Annotated in this window: 12 protein-coding genes; 11 read left to right on the top strand and 1 reads right to left on the bottom strand. The window is 70.2% G+C overall.

Annotated features, from left to right (window positions below; all coding sequences use genetic code 11):
* The first annotated feature begins 73 nt into the window (after nt 1-73).
* The 11 genes from AB0B14_RS29055 (at nt 74) to AB0B14_RS29105 (ending at nt 15,228) form a co-directional block, all read left to right on the top strand.
* Nucleotides 74-4,849: a beta-ketoacyl synthase N-terminal-like domain-containing protein gene (locus tag AB0B14_RS29055; RefSeq protein WP_357525275.1), complete on the top strand. Its 4,776-nt coding sequence runs from the start codon at nt 74-76 to the stop codon at nt 4,847-4,849.
* 38 nt (nt 4,850-4,887) lie between these two features.
* Nucleotides 4,888-5,232 carry an acyl carrier protein gene (locus tag AB0B14_RS29060; RefSeq protein WP_357525277.1) on the top strand — a complete coding sequence of 115 codons (345 nt, stop codon included), beginning with the start codon at nt 4,888-4,890 and terminating at the stop codon, nt 5,230-5,232.
* Nucleotides 5,233-5,234: 2 nt separating this feature from the next.
* Nucleotides 5,235-6,074 carry an alpha/beta hydrolase gene (locus AB0B14_RS29065; protein ID WP_357525334.1) on the top strand — a complete coding sequence of 280 codons (840 nt, stop codon included), beginning with the start codon at nt 5,235-5,237 and terminating at the stop codon, nt 6,072-6,074.
* Between the two features lie 26 nt (nt 6,075-6,100).
* On the top strand, nt 6,101-7,063 hold the full coding sequence (locus tag AB0B14_RS29070; protein WP_357525279.1) for a hypothetical protein: 963 nt from the start codon (nt 6,101-6,103) through the stop codon (nt 7,061-7,063).
* A gap of 70 nt (nt 7,064-7,133) precedes the next feature.
* Complete coding sequence (locus AB0B14_RS29075; RefSeq protein WP_357525281.1) at nt 7,134-8,936, top strand: hypothetical protein; 1,803 nt, start codon at nt 7,134-7,136, stop codon at nt 8,934-8,936.
* 147 nt (nt 8,937-9,083) lie between these two features.
* The gene (locus tag AB0B14_RS29080) at nt 9,084-10,073 is read left to right on the top strand and encodes a PHB depolymerase family esterase (RefSeq protein WP_357525283.1); all 990 of its coding nucleotides are present in this window, start codon (nt 9,084-9,086) and stop codon (nt 10,071-10,073) included.
* A 47-nt stretch (nt 10,074-10,120) separates the two neighbouring features.
* Nucleotides 10,121-11,266: an ABC transporter ATP-binding protein gene (locus AB0B14_RS29085; RefSeq protein WP_357525285.1), complete on the top strand. Its 1,146-nt coding sequence runs from the start codon at nt 10,121-10,123 to the stop codon at nt 11,264-11,266.
* Nucleotides 11,263-12,093, top strand: a complete 831-nt coding sequence (locus AB0B14_RS29090; protein WP_357073784.1) for an ABC transporter permease — start codon at nt 11,263-11,265, stop codon at nt 12,091-12,093. Before AB0B14_RS29085 ends, AB0B14_RS29090 begins: the two co-directional genes overlap by 4 nt.
* A 37-nt stretch (nt 12,094-12,130) precedes the next feature.
* A complete protein-coding gene (locus AB0B14_RS29095; RefSeq protein ID WP_357525287.1) occupies nt 12,131-12,988 on the top strand; it encodes a 3'(2'),5'-bisphosphate nucleotidase CysQ in 858 nt (285 codons plus the stop codon).
* A gap of 21 nt (nt 12,989-13,009) precedes the next feature.
* Nucleotides 13,010-13,921, top strand: coding sequence for a sulfate adenylyltransferase subunit CysD (gene cysD, locus AB0B14_RS29100; RefSeq protein WP_357525289.1), 912 nt, complete (start codon nt 13,010-13,012; stop codon nt 13,919-13,921).
* Nucleotides 13,921-15,228 carry a GTP-binding protein gene (locus tag AB0B14_RS29105; protein WP_357525291.1) on the top strand — a complete coding sequence of 436 codons (1,308 nt, stop codon included), beginning with the start codon at nt 13,921-13,923 and terminating at the stop codon, nt 15,226-15,228. Before cysD ends, AB0B14_RS29105 begins: the two co-directional genes overlap by 1 nt.
* Before the next feature lie 61 nt (nt 15,229-15,289).
* Here the strand turns inward: AB0B14_RS29105 and AB0B14_RS29110 are convergent, their stop codons facing one another.
* The gene (locus AB0B14_RS29110; RefSeq protein WP_357525336.1) at nt 15,290-17,134 is read right to left on the bottom strand and encodes a S8 family serine peptidase; all 1,845 of its coding nucleotides are present in this window, start codon (nt 17,132-17,134) and stop codon (nt 15,290-15,292) included.
* Between the last annotated feature and the right edge of the window lie 161 nt (nt 17,135-17,295).

Raw genomic sequence — 17,295 nt, forward strand, 5'->3', positions numbered from 1 at the left:
TCGTGCACGAGGTGCGGCGGCGCCTGAGCCGCCTCCCCGGCAGGCCCGTCGACTGTGCAGCGAGAGGTCGAGGATGAATACGAGCACCGATCGGCGCGACCCGGTCGCGATCGTCGGGATGGCGGCGGTGATGCCCGGCGCCGGTGACCTGGAAAGCTACTGGCGCAACCTGGTCGACGGCGTGGACGCGATCACCGACGTGCCGCCGCACCGGTGGGACGACGAGTTCTACGACCCGGAGCAGGCCCACCGACCGGACCGGATGTACTGCCGGCGGGGCGGGTTCGTCGACGAGTTCGCGAACTTCGAGCCGCTGCGGTTCGGCATCATGCCCGCTTCGGTGGCGGAGATCGAACCGGACCAGCTCATCGCCCTGAACGTGGCCGCCGCCGCGATCGACGATGCCGGCGGTGCGGACCGGCTGCCCGGCGGCGACCGGGTGGGTGTGATCCTCGGGCGAGGCGGCATCCTCAGTCCGGCCCAGGCCCGCTACGCCCAACGGGTGCGGATGTCGAGCCAGGTCATCCAGGTGCTGCGGGAGCTGATCCCGGAGCTGGACCAGAGCCGGCTCGACCTGGTACGCGAGAAGTTCGACGAGCGGCTCGGCCCGTACCAGCCGGAGGGGACGATCGGCCTGGTGCCGAACCTGGCCGCGTCCCGGGTGGCCAACCGGCTCAACCTGCGCGGTCCGGCGTACACCCTGGATGCCGCCTGCGCGTCGTCGCTGATCGCGGTCGACCAGGCGATCACCGAGCTGACCAGCGGGCGGTTGGACGCGGTCCTGGCCGGTGGTGTGCACCACGTGCACGACATCAGCTTCTGGTCGGTGTTCAACCAGTTGCGGGCGCTGTCCCGGCGCGGTGAGAGCCGGCCGTTCCACCGGGAGTCCGACGGCCTGCTGATCGGCGAGGGCACCGGTGTGGTCGTCCTCAAGCGGTGGTCCGACGCGGTCCGGGACGGCGACCGGGTGTACGCCGTGATCCGGGGCAGCGGGATGTCCAGCGACGGCCGCTCGGCGAGCATGTTCAACCCGGCCTCCTCCGGACAGGTGCTGGCCATCCGGCGGGCCTGGGAGGCGGCCGGGCTGGACCCGACCGCGCCGGACGCGGTGGGGTTGCTGGAGGCGCACGGCACCGGCACGCCCACCGGCGACGCGGCCGAACTGGTCTCGGTAGCCGAGGTCTTCGGACCGCACTCGGGTGACGGCCCGCGCCCGGTGATCGGATCGGTCAAGTCGATGATCGGGCACACCATGCCGGCCGCCGGGATCGCCGGCCTGATCAAGGCCACGCTCGCCGTACACCGGGGGGTGCTGCCGCCCACGCTGCACTGCGACGATCCACGCTCGGAGATGGCGGCGACCCGGTTCGCCCCGATCGCGACCGCCCAACCCTGGGAGAGCGACGGGCCGCGTCGCGCCGCGGTGAACGCCTTCGGCTTCGGCGGCATCAACGCACACGTCATCATCGAGCAGCCGCCCGAACCGGCCGGCAGCCGAAACCGGCCGGCCGGCGGCGTCCCGGTGACAGCGGGTGTCGCAGGAGGCGCGGCCTCGGCCACGGCCGGCTCGACGACTGTCGAGGTCACCGAACCGGACCAGGTGCTCTGGCTCGCCGCGCCGGATCCGGTCCGGTTGGCCGGACTGCTGGCCCGCGACGACCACGAGGTACGGGCCCTCGGCACCGCACGGGCCCGGAGCAACAGGCCCGCCAACGGGGCCGAAACGAGCCGGATCGGCATCGTCAACCCCACGGACAAGCTGCTGGCCGTCGCCCGCAAGACGGTGGCCCGAGGTCAGGCATGGCGGGGTGGGCGGGACATCTGGTTCAGTCCGTCGCCGCTGCTGGCCGCCGGCACCGGACGTCTCGCCTTCGTCTTCCCCGGCCTGGAGGCCGAGTTCGCACCGCGTACCGCGGATATCGCCGGGCACTTCGGGCTACCGGACCAGCAGTGGTCCGCGGCGGACCTGGGCCGGCACGGCGCCGGGCTGATCGAGGTGGGCAAGCTGCTCGACGAGGCACTGCGCCGCATCGGCGTGCTGCCGGACACGGTCGCGGGACACAGCATCGGCGAGTGGACCGCCGCCGCGACAAGCGGACAGATCAGCACGGCCGAGATGGACGAATTTCTGGAGCTGTTCAACGCCGACTCGGTCGAGGTGTCCGGGTATGTCTTCGCCGCGGTGGGAGCCGGCGCGGAGCGCGTCGCCCCGATGCTCGGCGATTTCCCGGGGGTGGTGCTCTCCCACGACAACGCCCCGGCGCAGTCCGTGGTGAACGGCCCCGAATCCCAGGTGGACCGCCTCGTCGAGGCGCTGCGTACGGAGAACGTGCTGTGCCAGAAGCTGCCGTTCCGGTCGGCCTTCCACACCCCCGTGTTCGCCGACGGCCTCCAGTCGATCGGCGCGGCGCTGCGCCGCTGGGAGGTGCACCCGACCCGGATACCGGTCTGGTCGGCGACCCTGGCGGCACCGTTCCCCGCCGACGAGGCACAGGTCAACGCGCTGTTTGTCCGGCACATGATGGAGCCGGTCTGGTTCCGTCAGACGGTGGGCGCGATGTACGACGCCGGCGTGCGGGTCTTCCTCCAACTCGGCGCCGGACAACTCGCCTCGTTGATCAGCGACAACCTGCGCGGGCGTGACCACCTCGCGATGCCGGTCAACGTGAAGCACCGCAGCGGGCTGGACCAGCTCCGCCGGGTCGCCACCGCGCTCTGGGTGGAGGGCGGCAGCCCGAACCTGAGCGCGCTCGATCCGCCAGCACCGGCGAAGACGACTGGGAAACCGGTACGTCGTGGCCCGTCGATTCCGCTGGACCTGGGTGGACCACTGGTCAGGCTCGGGGCGGGAGCCGCCGGTCTGCTCGGCGTGTCCGTGAACGACACCCGGCCGGGCCACCTGTCCGCCGGTCCGCCGGCTCACGGTGCGGGCGCCCCGGTCGACGCGTCGGCGCCGGCCGGGACGCGCGAGCCGGAGCCGGCGGGCACCGGCGGTAACCCGGCGACGGCGCTGGCCGCACTGCACCGCCTGGCCGGACGGTCCAGCGCGGCGGCGGAACTCGCCGCACTGTTGCAGGACACGGCCCGGGACGCGGTCAGCGTGCTGGACGCCGCCGCACCCGCGCTCCGACCACACCGGCCGGCGGCACCGGTGGCGCCGCTGGGAGGTGTCACGCCACCTCCGAGCGTCCCGCCCGTGACACCCACCGACGCCGCCGTCGTCGTCGGCGCAGGCAACGGCAACGGCAACGGCAACGGCAACGGCAACGGCAACGCGGGCACGGCCCGGCGGATCACGTTGCGAGTCTCCGTCGAGACCATGCCGTACCTGCGGGATCACTGCTTCTTCGTCCAACCACCGGACTGGCCGAACGTGGAGGACCGGTGGCCGGTGGTGCCGGCGACCACCCTGGTCCAGCACATGGTCGACGCGGCGGAGCAGGCCGTGCCGGGCATGCGGGCGGTGGCCGTACGCGACGCCAGGTTCAACCGTTGGCTGATCGCCGAGCCGGCGCAGGACGTCGAGATCACGGTGAAGCCGTCCGGTGACGGCCTGGTCTCGGTCACCTTCGGCCCGTACGCCCGGTCGACCGTGGAACTCGCCGCGGACTATCCGGCGGACGCGCCCGAGGTGTGGCGGCACGATCCCGCGACCGAACGGCCGCCCCGGATCAGCGCCGAGGAGATGTACGCCGAGCGGCTGATGTTCCACGGCCCGCAGTTCCAGGGTGTCACCGCCGTACACGCCCTCGGCGACATGCACGTGCGGGGAGTGGTCACCGCACCCGTGCCGCCGGGGGCGCTGCTGGACAACGCGCTGCAGCTGATCGGCAACTGGCTCATCACCACCCAGCCGTTCCGTACCGTGGCGTTGCCCGTGGGCCTGGGCCACATCCGGTACTTCGGTCCCCCGCCGGCACCCGGTACGGCCTTCGAGTGTGTCGCCCGGGTGCGCTCGATCGACGACGCACAACTCGTCGCGGACACCCAACTGGTGGTCGGCGACCGGGTGTGGGCACAGATCGACGGCGCGGTGGACCGACGCTTTGACAGCCATCCGCAGGCGCGGCCGGCGGAACGGTTCCCCGAGCGGCATCCGATGTCGCTGATCCAACCCGAGGGCTGGACGATGGCCTTCGACTGCTGGACCGACCTGGTCACCCAGGGCATGGCCGCCCGCGGCATCCTGGGCTCGGCCGCGTACGCGGACTACGAGCGGCAACCGGCCCGATCGCGCAAACAGTGGCTGCTGGGCCGGATCGCGGCGAAGGACGCCGTCCGGTTCCGGTTGTGGGAGGACGGCCACAGCGACATCTACCCGATCGAGCTAACGGTGGGCAACGATCCGAGCGGGCGGCCCCGGGTCCACGGACGTCCGGGCCGTGACCTGCGCGACTGCGACGTCTCGCTGGCGCACTGCGCCGAGATCGGGGTTGCCATCGCGAAACCCCGCGATCCGGCGTCGCCACCCGACGCGCCGGGCGTCGGCATCGACGTCGCCGAGATCACCGACCACCCCGAGAGCACCGTGCACTTCGCCCTGTCCGATGCGGAGACGGCCCTGCTGGACTCGCTCGGCGGCGACGCCGAGGGCCGGCGGCGGTGGTTCACCCGGTTCTGGGCGGCCAAGGAGGCGGTCGGCAAGGCGGAGGGAACCGGACTCGACGGGCGCCCTCGCCGCTTCGCCGTGCAGAGCGCCACGGACACGGTGCTGACCGTCCAGATCGACGAGCGGAACTACCTGGTTGAGCACCGCGAGGTCGGCAACCCTGACGACCTGACGCCCCGACGGTACGTCGTCGCCTGGACCTGGGGCCCGCGGACCGGGGCGGTGGCTGATCAACCGTGACCGGCACCCATTCCCGACCATTCGAAGGAGTACGCCCCATGGCCGCCTCGCACGCCGACATCCTCGCCGAACTCACGGAGATCATCTACGCGGTCCTCGGGGACTTCGCCGCCGATGAACCCATCACCATGGACACCACCTTCCGCGACGACCTCGGCATGGAGAGCATCGACGTCGTCTCCCTCGCCGGCCGGCTGCAGGCCCGGTACGGCAACACCGTCAACTTCGCGCATTTCGTCGCCAAGCTGGACCTGGAGACCGTTGGTGAGTTGCGGGTCGGGCAGTTGGTCGAGCACATCGCCCGCTCCCTCGACGCGGACGGGTCCGGCCGGGACGTGCCGACCGGCGCCAGCCCCACCGTCGTCGAGGCGGTCCACTCGTGACGATGATCCGGGCCAACGGGATCGAGGTGCACATCGAGCGCCTCGATCCACCGGCCGACGGGCCGGGCGGGGGCAACGCCGGGCGGGGTGATCGACCGGCCACCCTGGTGATGATCCACGGGATGGCCTCCGACAGCCTCGCGAGCTGGTATTTCACGCTGGCCAAACCCCTGGCCGATGCCGGGCTGCGGGTCCTGATGTACGACCTGCGGGGGCACGGCCACAGCCAGCGCCCGCCCACCGGCTACGCCCTCGACGACTTCGTCGACGACCTGTCGGCGATGCTGACCGAACTCGACGTCACCGATCCGGTGCACCTGCTCGGCAACTCGTTCGGCGGCACCATCGCGTTCGGCTACGCGATCCGCCACCCGGACCGGGTCGCCTCCGTCGCGGCGATCGAATCGTCACCACCGACCAGGGCCTGGATGGCTCGGGTCGCGCGCCGGCTGGACCGGGCCACCGACCTCCTGCCCCGGCCGGAGGCGTTGGCACAGATCAGCGCTGGTCGGGGGGAACGGGTGGCCCGCCGGGCACGGGCCACCGGCGAGATGCTCGCGACGACCACGCTGGCCAGGGACCTGCCGGCCAGTGCCCTGCCCAGTTCCGCGCAGATCAGCGCGATCGGCGTACCGGTGCTCTGCCTCTACGGCGCGAACTCCGCTGTCGTCGAGCTGGCACCGGCCGTGGTCCGGCTGCTACCGCAGACGCGGTCCGTGGTCCTACCCGGCGAGAAACACACAGTCCTGGTCGACCGGCCGGAGGCGGTCCGCCGGCTCGTCCTGGCCTGGCTCCGCGAGGAGTGCTCCGTTGAGGTGGCCGAGGTGGCCACCGCCCCGTGACAACCCATCGTGCAGGAGGTCCTCGGATGGACACCCCGGTCCCCGGCAGGTCGATCATCATCAGCAACGGCCGGTGCGGCTCGACGCTGCTCTCGGACCTGATCGCGGAGCAGCCCGAGACGCTCTCGGCGCAGGAGTTCTTCATGTCCGTCGCACCCTGGGCGCGCAGTTCCGAGGTCCTTACCGGGGCCGCGTACTGGGCGGTGCTGAGCAGCCCCAAGGCGGAGCTCGCCACCCTCTTCCGGATCGGGTTGCCGCCGAAGGAGGTGCGCTATCCGCTGACCGGTCGGTGGGCGGACCGGATGACCGAGCTGCCGCGGATCCTCGCCATCACCCTGTCGAAGCTGACCGCCGACCCGGACCGGCTCTTCGACCAACTCGCCGAGCGGGTGCCGGACTTCCCGACGCAGTCGGTCGGCGATCACCACCGGATGTTCCTCGACTTACTGGCCGCGGTGACCGGCAAGCGGCGCTGGGTCGAGCGTTCCGGCGGGTCGAGCCATGTCGCTCCGTACCTGTTGCGGGCATTTCCCGAGGCGAAGGTGGTGTACCTGACCCGCGACCGGGAGGCGACCGCCCGCTCGATGAGCCGGCACTCGTCGTTCCAGCTGATCCAGCTGCGGGTGGAGTTCCTCGGCCGGTGCGGGCTGGATCCGTTCCGGATCGAGCCCGGCCAGTCGGTGCCCGAGGATCTGGAACGGTACCTGCCGGACCGCCTCACCGCCGACCTGCTCCGGGATCGGGGTCAGGACCTGCGCCGCTATCTCGGTCTGAGCGCGTTCCTGACCAGCCAGGCCGAGCAGGCGCTCACCGACCTGCCTCCGCGACATCTGCACCGGATGAGCTACGAGGACCTGGTCGCCGACCCGGTCGGGCAGCTCGGCCTGTTGGCCCGGTTCCTGGAGTTCGAGGACGGGGCGGACTGGGCACAGCGGGTCGCCGGACGGGTGGTCGGTCCCGCTCGGTCCCGCGAGGTCGCCGCGGCCTGACCCGCAACAGTGCCCCACCAATCGTCATGACTTCGTCGAACGAGAGGAACCATTTGTGAAACCATTCCGGATGTCGGGCCGGCGACCGCTCGCCGCGGCCGCCGTACTGGGACTGCTGTTCGTGCTCGCGGCACCGGCGTCGGCCGCCGCGGCGATCGAGGCGGATGCGCCGGGTGCGGCCGGACATCAGCCGAGGTACGAGCGGAAGCTGATCGGGAAGGGCACCCCGGACGAGTGCTTCGCCGGTGTCGGTGTGGCCTATCCAGCCGGTCCTCCGTGCGCCACCGGTCAGTCGAAGGTGAACCAGTCCTACCTGTGGGGCATGACCCAGACCGCGCAGAGCCTGTGGTTCGGCACCGGAGCGAACGTCAACTGCCTGACCAGCGGGCGCAACCTGCGCAACACGACGCCGAACCTGAATGACGACTGGGTGTGCGAGTACGGCGAGAGCCAGATCGCGAAACGCAACCCGACCCTGCCCGCCACTCTTGGCGACCATCGCCCGCCCCGGCTGTACACATACGACAAACGTTCGCGGCAGTTGACGGAGAAGACCGACGCGGTGAAGAACGCCTCCACCACCGACGCCAACCGGCTGAGCACGACTGCCGGAATCCGGGCCGCCGGCACCCATCAGGGGGTGGCGTTCCTGGGTGGGCCCGCCCTGGGCGAGAGCATCAACCTGTTCGCCTTCGACACCGGCACCGGCGCCTTCCTCGGGTCGGTGAACCTGCTGGCGTACGGCAACATCCGCCACTTCGTGGTGGCCGACGGCGCGCTCTACGCGGGTGTCGGGGTGGGCGCGAACGGCGGCAACCGGGGGCACGTGCTGCGGTGGACCGGCTCCCGGAGCAACCCGTTCAGTTTCGTCGAGGTCGCGAACCTGCCGGCCCAGGCCGCGGATCTCACCGTGCACGACGGGCGGATCTTCGTGACGACCTGGACGGGTTCCGGTGACGACGCCCTGGCGGCGGCCGTGCCCGGCACGACCGACGAGCCGCTGTCCGGGGTCGCCGGGGTGTGGATGAGCCCGAAGCTGTCGCAGGGGGAACGCGGCCTCACGCCGGCCGACGCCGACAGCTGGACCCAGGTCTGGTCGGTCGACGGGTACGAGCCCGAGCCGGTGGTGGCCCGCACCTACGCCCTGGGTGGGCTGGCCTCCTTCAACGGCTATCTCTACTGGGGCACGATGCACGTGCCGATGAAGGCGACCACCGTGCACATCGCGACCTACCCACCGGCGGACGAGACCGCGCTGCGCGCCACGGTACGCAGCACGCAGCGGGCGATCAGCATCTTCCGAGGTAAGAGCTTCGGCGGCAGCCACCAGCGGGTGGACCTGTTGTACGGCGCACCCCAGTTGCCCGCCTACGACCCGGCGGGCAACGGCGGCGCGGGCCTGTGGGCCGCCGCCTCGACCGGCTACACCCCGCTGTACGGCCCGTCTGGCATGGGTAACCCGTACAACAACTACACCTGGAAGATGGTGGTAGCCGGCGGGAAACTCTACGTGGGCACCATGGACTGGAGCTACATCTCCAAGGACCTGGGCCAGGAGACCGCCCGGCTGTTGGGTGTCACCGGTCCGGCCGCGGCCGAGCTCGGCGACGCCTCCGTGTTGGCCGACGACCCCCCGCCGGCACCGGTCTACGGCGGCGACCTCTTCGTGTTCGACTCGACCAGCAAGCCGGCCACCGTGGTGGACAACAGCGGGCTCGGCAACTACCTGAACTACGGGATCCGCAACATGGTCGCCGACGGGTCGACCCTCTACCTGGGCATGGCCAATCCGATGAACCTGCGTACGGACCCCGCCGACGACGTTCCCGAGGGCGGCTGGGAACTGATCCGGCTCAGTGTGCAGCACTGTTAGCCGGTTGGCCCCGCCCGTGCGTCGTGGGCAGCCACGGGCGGGGCCGACCGCACGGATACACCATCCAGTACAAATCCTTACAAATCCCGAACATCCCTATGCCAGGGTGCGAATATGACGCAAATTAGTAGATCTTGGACTAGCCGCTTGGTTCGGTATGGCCGGTGGCGACACCTGCTCGCGGTCCTGCCGCTCGTCGGAGCGCTCACCCTGCTGGCCGGTTGCGGGATGTTCCGGGACGACCCGAAGCCGCACGACGTCGGGCCGGTGTCCACCATGCCGAGCGGCACCTCGACGCACACCCTCGTGATTGACGGGCAGGAGCGCGGCTTCCGCCTCTACCTACCGGCGAACCTCGCCCGGTCGACCGGAGTTCCGTTGGTGGTCATGCTGCACGGCGCGCTGGGCACGGGCAGTCAGGCCGAAACCGCGTACGGCTGGAACGCGATGGCGGACCGAGAGGGCTTTGTCGTCGCGTACCCCGACGGGTTGAGCCGTTCCTGGGCGGTGAGCCCGGACTGCTGCGGCCCGCCGGCCCGCGACGGCGTGGACGACGTGGCCTTCATCCAGCAGCTGGTCTCCACCGTGGCCGACCAGCTTCCGGTGGACCGCGCCCGGGTCTACGCCACCGGGATCTCCAACGGCGGGATGCTCGCATACCGCCTGGCGTGCGACACGAAGCTGTTCGCCGCGATCGGACCGGTGGCGGCGACCCAACTCGGCCCCTGCCCATCCCCCGCACCGACCTCCGTGATCCACATCCACGGGACGGCGGACCAGACAGTGCCGCTCGACGGTGGTCCGGGCAAACGGGACAACGACGGGACCGGACGCAATCCGGTCAAGATCGACGGCCCGCCCATCCCCGACCTGCTCGGCCAGTGGCGGAAGACCGACGGATGCGACGCGCCGGTGACCACCGCCTCGGGCCTGGTCAGCACCTCGACCGCCACCTGCCCCGGGGGACGCGCTGTCGAGTTGGTCACCGTCGACGACGCCGGCCATCAGTGGCCCGGCGCCGCCGGCCCCAGACCGGAGGCGCAACGCCTCCTCGGCCTGGATCCACCCGCGACCGCACTGGACGCGACCGAGACCATCTGGCGTTTCTTCGACACACACGCCCGAACCGGCGGCTGACCCGACCGGCGCCCATCCACCCGACAACTCAGGACAGGGAGCAGCAGATGCCCAGCAGTGGTGGCGGCCCGGCCGCGGTCGAGGTCTCCGACCTCGTCAAACGCTATCCCGGGAGCACGACCCCAGCCGTGGACGGGCTGTCCTTCACCGTGGCCCCCGGCGAGATCTTCGGGCTGCTGGGACCGAACGGTGCCGGCAAGTCGACCACCATCGGCATCCTCACCACCCGGCTGCGGGCGTCCGCGGGCCGGGCGTTGGTCGGCGGGGTCGACGTGGTCGGCGACCCGGTCGCGGCCCGTGCCCAGTTGGCCGTCGTACCCCAGCACAACAACCTGGACCGCTCGCTGACGCCACGACAGAACCTGCTGTACCACGCCGCGTACCACGGTGTCGGCCGCGCCGTACGCAACGCCCGGGCCGATGCGCTGCTGGACCGTTTCGGCCTGACGGATCGGGCGGACAAGCGGATCGAGGCGTACTCGGGCGGCATGGCGCAACGGCTCATGATCGCCCGGGCACTGATCCACGAACCGGCGGTGCTCTTCCTCGACGAGCCCACCAACGGGCTCGACCCGCAGTCCCGCCGAACGATCTGGAGCCAAATCCGTGAGATGCGCGGGCGTGGCGTGACGGTCGTGCTGACCACGCACCAGATGAACGCGGCCGCTGCCCTGATCGACCGGGTCGGCATCGTCGACCAGGGCCGGCTGCTCACCCTGGACACGCCGGGCAACCTGGTCAGAGGGCTCGCCGGACGTTCGATCCTCGACCTGACGGTCACCCCGGCCGCGCATGACGAACCGGACGAGCTGTTGCGGGCGCTTTCCGAGGTCGCCGGCGTACGCAAGGGTGAACGGCTCGCCGCGGCCGCACCGCCCGGCGGTGGCGCCGCCAACCTCCGCTCCGGCCTCGGCCTCGGCCTCGGGGGCGGCGCGGGGTTCGGCGCGGGTACGCCGGCCGCCGCACTGGCCGCACTGGCCCGCCGGGAACGGGCGGTCGCCACGCTCACCCCCGACCCCGGCGGGCGTCAGCGCGTCCGGATCCGGCTGCATCTCGCCACCGACCCGGCCACCGTGCTCGGGCCGGCGCTCGCCATCGTGACCACACGGTCGGCGACCCTCACCGACGTCCACATCGCCGAGCCAAGCCTCGAAGACGTCTTCATCGGACTGACCGGAAGGGACCCACGGTGACCGACCTCGACGCTCCGCCGGCAGCGGCGACGAGCACCACGGCGACACGTCCGAGACCCAGCGCGCACCGGGTCTTCCTGGCCATCCTGCGCCGGGACCTGCTGGTCACCGGTAAGGAACTCTGGGTCATCCTGGTCCAGGTCGGCCTCACCCCGCTGTTCATGCTCTTCGTCTTCGTCAAGGTGCTCGGCGGGCAGGGCGTCGTCGCCGGGAACTTCGCCGACCTGTTCCTGCCCGGCATCATCGCGCTCGCCGCGCTCACCACCGCGTTGCAGAGCGTCGCGCTGCCACTGGTGAAGGAGTTCGGCTTCACCCGGGAGATCGAGGACCGGCTTCTCGCCCCGCTGTCGACGAACCTGGTCGCCGTCGGCAAGCTCGTGGTCGCGATGCTGCGCGGGCTCATCGCCGCAGCCCTCATCTACCCGCTGGGCGCGCTGATGGTCGGCTCGGCACCCTGGCAGCCCGGACGACTGCCGATGGTCCTGCTGACGGTCCTGCTCGGCGGATGGATCGGGGGCGGCATCGGCATGACATTGGCGACGATTCTGCCCATCCAACGGATCAACATCACGTTCTCGCTGGTCGTGACCCCGATCATCTGGACCGGTTGCATCCACTACCCGTGGCCACGGCTCTCCTCGATGCCCTGGTTCCAGACGGTCACCGCCCTCAACCCGATGACCTACGTCTCCGAGGGCGTACGCGGTGCCATGTTGCCCGGCGTCGCGCACATACCGGCCTGGGTCTGTCTGCTGGTCCTGACCGGGGTGGCCGCGATGGTCACGGTCACCAGCGTACGAAGCTTCAGTCGGCGTGCCGTCCAGTGAACGGCACGGTCCACGCGTCTACCGGAGGTGCTCGTCGATGAACGTGCTGGAACCCCCCAGGTCCGAAGCCCCCGCGTCGGATGGCGCGTTCGCCGCCTGGCTGGCCGAGCGGGCCGGCCGGTTGCTGCTGCGCGTCCGCGCCGAACACGGTCACGCCGACCCGGTCGCGTTGAAGCGCGCGGGTGACCGGGCGTCGCACCAACTGCTGCGCGATGAACTGGCCCGGTGCAGAAGCGCCGACGCCGTGCTCTCGGAGGAGGACGACGGCGCACGGCAGGCCTGGGCCACGGATGCGGCCGGCCCCCCGCCGGAGCGGCTGGCCGCCAACCGGGTATGGATCATCGACCCGTTGGATGGGACCCGCGAGTTCTCCGAGCCGGGCCGGACGGACTGGGCGGTGCATGTCGCACTCTGGCAACGGAACGCGGCGACGGAGCACCGCCTCGTCGCGGGGGCCATCGCCCTGCCGGCCCAGCACCGTACCCTCGGCACCGAGACACCCCCACCCCCGCCGACGACGCTCAGCGGTCGGACGATCCGGTTGGCGGCGAGTCGGAGTCGGCCGCCGGCGTTCCTGACCGAGTTGGCGGCCCAGGTCGGGGCGGAGTTGGTCCCGATGGGGTCGGCGGGGGCGAAGATCGCCGCGGTGATCAGTGGCGAGGTCGACGCGTACGTGCACGCGGGCGGTCAGTACGAGTGGGATTCGGCGGCGCCGGTGGCGGTGGCGACGGCCACGGGACTGCACGCTTCCCGCATCGATGGATCAGCGTTGAGCTACAACGAGGCAGATCCGCGGCTGCCGGATCTGGTCGTGTGCCAGCCGGAACTGGCCACCCCGCTCCTCGCCGCGCTGCGGCAACACCTGACCCGCACGCCGGCAACGGCAGCCGGCTGACCCCCGATGGATACGGTGGACATGACCACTCCGGCGGCGTACCAGGTGTCGCATCTGGACGCGCTCGAGGCGGAGAGCATCTTCGTCATACGCGAGGTGGTGGCCGAGCTGGAACGCCCGGTGCTGCTGTTCTCGGGTGGCAAGGACTCGATAGTCATGCTGCGGTTGGCGCAGAAGGCGTTCGCACCGGCCCAGATCCCGTTCCCGGTGCTGCACGTCGACACCGGGCACAACTTCGACGAGGTGTTGGACTACCGGGACCAGCAGGTGGCGGAGCTCGGCCTGCAGTTGGTGGTGGCGAGCGTGCCGGAGGCGCTGGAGGCGGGCCTGGTCCGCGAGCCCGCTGACGGGACGCGCAACCGCATCCAGACGCCGGTGTTGTTGGCCGCGCTGGAGAAGTACCGGTTCGACGCGGCGTTCGGTGGGGCGCGGCGGGACGAGGAGAAGGCCCGGGCCAAGGAGCGGATGTTCAGCTTCCGGGACGACTTCGGTCAGTGGGATCCGAAGAACCAGCGGCCGGAGTTGTGGTCGTTGTACAACGGACGCCACCACCGGGGTGAGTCGATCCGGGTGTTCCCGTTGTCGAACTGGACCGAGCTCGACATCTGGCACTACATCGCCCGACAGCGGTTGGCTCTACCGTCGATCTACTTCGCCCACGAACGTACGGTGATCGAACGCGACGGGATGCTCTACGCGGTGAACGAGTTCATCGCGCCCCGAGGGTCGGAGGAGCCGTTCAAGGCGCGGGTGCGGTACCGGACCGTCGGTGACGCCTCGTGCACGGCGGCGGTGCTGTCCGAGGCGGACACGGTGGACCTGGTGATCGAGGAGGTCGCGGCGACCCGGATCACCGAGCGCGGGGCGACCCGGGGTGACGACCGGGTGAGTGAGGCCGCGATGGAAGACCGCAAACGGGAAGGCTACTTCTGATGAGCAGCACCGCGGTTCCGGTGGCCGAGGGCGCGGCGCCCGAGGGGCGGGCGATGGACCTGTTGCGGTTCGCGACGGCGGGCAGCGTCGACGACGGTAAGTCCACGCTGATCGGCCGATTGCTCTACGACACGAAGTCGTTGTTCACCGACCAGTTGGCGGCGGTGGAGGCGGTCAGTGCGGCCCGGGGCGACGAGTACACGAATCTGGCGTTGCTGACCGACGGCCTGCGGGCGGAGCGGGAGCAGGGCATCACGATCGACGTGGCGTACCGGTATTTCGCCACACCCCGGCGGAAGTTCATCATCGCCGACACACCGGGCCACACCCAGTACACCCGGAACATGGTCACCGGTGCCTCCACCGCCGACCTGGCGTTGATCCTGGTCGACGCCCGTAAGGGTCTGGTCGAACAGTCCCGCCGGCACGCGTTCCTGTGTTCGTTGCTGCGGGTGCCGCACCTGGTGTTGTGTGTGAACAAGATGGACCTGGTGGACTGGTCGCAGGAGGTGTTCGAGCGGATCTCGGATGAGTTCACGGCGTTCGCGGCGAAGTTGGAGGTGCCGGATCTCGCCGTCGTCCCGGTCTCGGCGTTGCACGGCGACAACATCGTGACGCGCTCGGAGCACACTCCGTGGTACGAGGGCCCGTCGCTGCTGCACCACCTGGAGCGGGTGCACATCGCCTCCGACCGGAACCTGGTCGACGTCCGGTTCCCGGTGCAGTATGTGATCCGCCCGCAGTCGACCACGATCACCGACTACCGGGGTTACGCCGGGCAGGTCGCTTCGGGTGTGTTGAAGCCGGGGGACGAGGTTCTGGTTCTCCCCTCCGGGCTCACCTCCCGGGTGGCGGGGATCGAGACGGCGGACGGACCGGTCACCGAGGCGTATCCGCCGATGTCCGTCACGATCCGGCTGACCGACGAGATCGACATTTCCCGGGGGGACCTGATCTGCCGGCCGAACAACGGCCCGGCGGTCGCGCAGGACATCGAGGCGATGATCTGCTGGATGGACGAGAGCACCCCGCTGCGCCCCGGCGCGATGTACGCCATCAAGCACACCACCCGCACCGCCCGGACCGTGGTCCGCGAACTACACTACCGGCTCGAGGTGAACTCGCTGCATCGTGACGAGGCCGCCACCGAACTCGGACTCAACGAAATCGGCCGTGTCCGCCTGCGTACGACCGTCCCGCTCCTCGCCGACGAATACCGGCGTAACCGCACCACCGGCGGTTTCATCCTCATCGACGAAACCACCAACCGCACCATCGCCGCCGGAATGATCGTCGACACCAACTGACCTACGGAAAGGGCCCTTCCCGCCACCGGAAATCGGAGCGGAAAGGGCCCTTTGTCACGTCTCAGAGCGTCAGGGTCCAGGTGTTGATGTAGCCGGTGTCACCGGAATAGACGTCACGCACTCGAAGCAGCCACGTGCCGTTCGCCGTTTCGGAGGAGAGATTCGCGGTGTAGGTGGCGATGACGTTGTCGGCACCGTCGAAGAAGCCCTGGTTCTTCAGCCGGTAGGCCGTACCGTCCGGTGCCACCAGGTCGATGATCAGGTCACCACGGAAGGTGTGCACGATATTGACCGCGATCGTGGACGCCGAGGAGGCGTTACGGTCGCAGCCGGCGATGACAATACCGCTGGTCACCGCCGTGTTGCTGTCCGGAATCGCCACATCGGTGCCGTTGGTGCCCGAGCAGCCGCCGCCACCCGAGCCGGTCACCGTCAACGAGTACGTGGCGCTGCGCGCACCCGCGGTACCCGTACCGGTGACGCTGACGCTGTAGGTGCCGGACGGAGTGCTCGCCGAGGTGGCGATGGTGAGCACGGACGAGCCGCCCGAGGTGACAGTGGCTGGACTGAACGAGGCGGTGGCGCCACTCGGCAGCCCGCTCGCCGACAGGCTCACCGACTGCGCCGAGCCGCTGGTGGTCGCGGTGCTCACGGTGGCACTGACCGAGCCGCCCGGCGCGGTCGACCCGGCCGTCGGCGACACCCCGACGGAGAAGTCGTTGGCCGGTGGAGTGCCGTCGTTGACCACGTAGAGCAGCTTGTTCGGGGAATTGGTGCCGGGGTTGGTCACCACGTTGTTTGTCGCGTTGTTCACCAGGTAGTCCCGGACCTGCTGGGGGGTCCAGGTGGGGTTGGCGGAGGCGACCAGGGCTGCGGCGCCGACCACGTGCGGGGTGGCCATCGAGGTGCCGCTGATCGTGTTGGTCGCGGTGTTGTTGGTGTACCAGGCCGACGTGATCGACGAGCCGGGCGCGAAGATGTCCAGGCAGGTACCGATGTTGGAGAATGACGACCGGGCGTCGGTGCTGGTGGTCGAGCCGACCGTGATCGCCTCCGTCGTCCGGGCCGGCGAGGTGTTGCAGGCGTTGGCGCCGTTGTCGTTGCCCGCGGCGAGACCGTAGGTGACGCCCGAGTTGATCGAATTGCGGACCGCCGTGTCGAGCGACGCGTTCGCACCACCGCCGAGGCTCATGTTCGCCACGGCCGGCTTGATCGCGTTCGCGGTGACCCAGTCGACGCCGCCGATCACACCGGCGTTGGTGCCGCTGCCGGAGCAGTTGAGCACCCGTACGCCGACCAGTTGCACGCCCTTGGCCAGGCCGTAGGAGGAACCGCCGACGGTGCCGGCGACGTGCGTGCCGTGCCCGTTGCAGTCGTCGGCGGAGCCGCCGTCGACCGCGTCGTAGCCGCTGGTGGCCCGGCCGCCGAAGTCGTTGTGGGAGAACAGGATGCCGGTGTCGATGATGTACGCGTGCACGTTGGTCGCCGTGTTCGGATAGGTGTACGAGCTGTCGACCGGCAGGTTGCGCTGGTCGACCCGGTCCAGACCCCAGGACGGGGGGTTCGGCTGAGTGCCGGAGATCCGGACCGTGTGGTTCTGCTCGACGTACGCGACGTCGGGGTGCGCGGCGATCCTGGCCGCCGTCTTTGCGCCGGCCGTGATCTCGAAGCCGCGTAGTGCCGTGGCGTAGGTCCGAGCGATCGCTCCACCGTGCTGGCCAGCCAGTCTGCTGGCCGTGGCGCCGACCTGCGCCCGGCTCACCGCGCTCTCCTTGAACACCACGATGTAGCTGTCGACGACAGCCGTGGCGCCGCCGGCACTACGGATGACGCCCTCCGGTTCGGCCGCCACGGCCGGCGTGGCGGCCGTCAGGAGCAGCGTCGCGGCAGCGCCCACCACAGCCACTTTCCTCGGGAGATTCACTCTCCCCCTCCCTCCGATCGGCACTCGTTCGTCCACTCGCCCACGACGAGAGATCAATAGTTGCCGATTAGGAAGAGATTACTCAATGACGTCAGCAAAAGACAGGTGTCGAATCCTCTATATCACTCAAGAGATGGGGTTCA

The sequence above is a fragment of the Micromonospora sp. NPDC049171 genome, from assembly GCF_040648275.1.
Taxonomy (GTDB): Bacteria; Actinomycetota; Actinomycetes; order Mycobacteriales; family Micromonosporaceae; genus Micromonospora.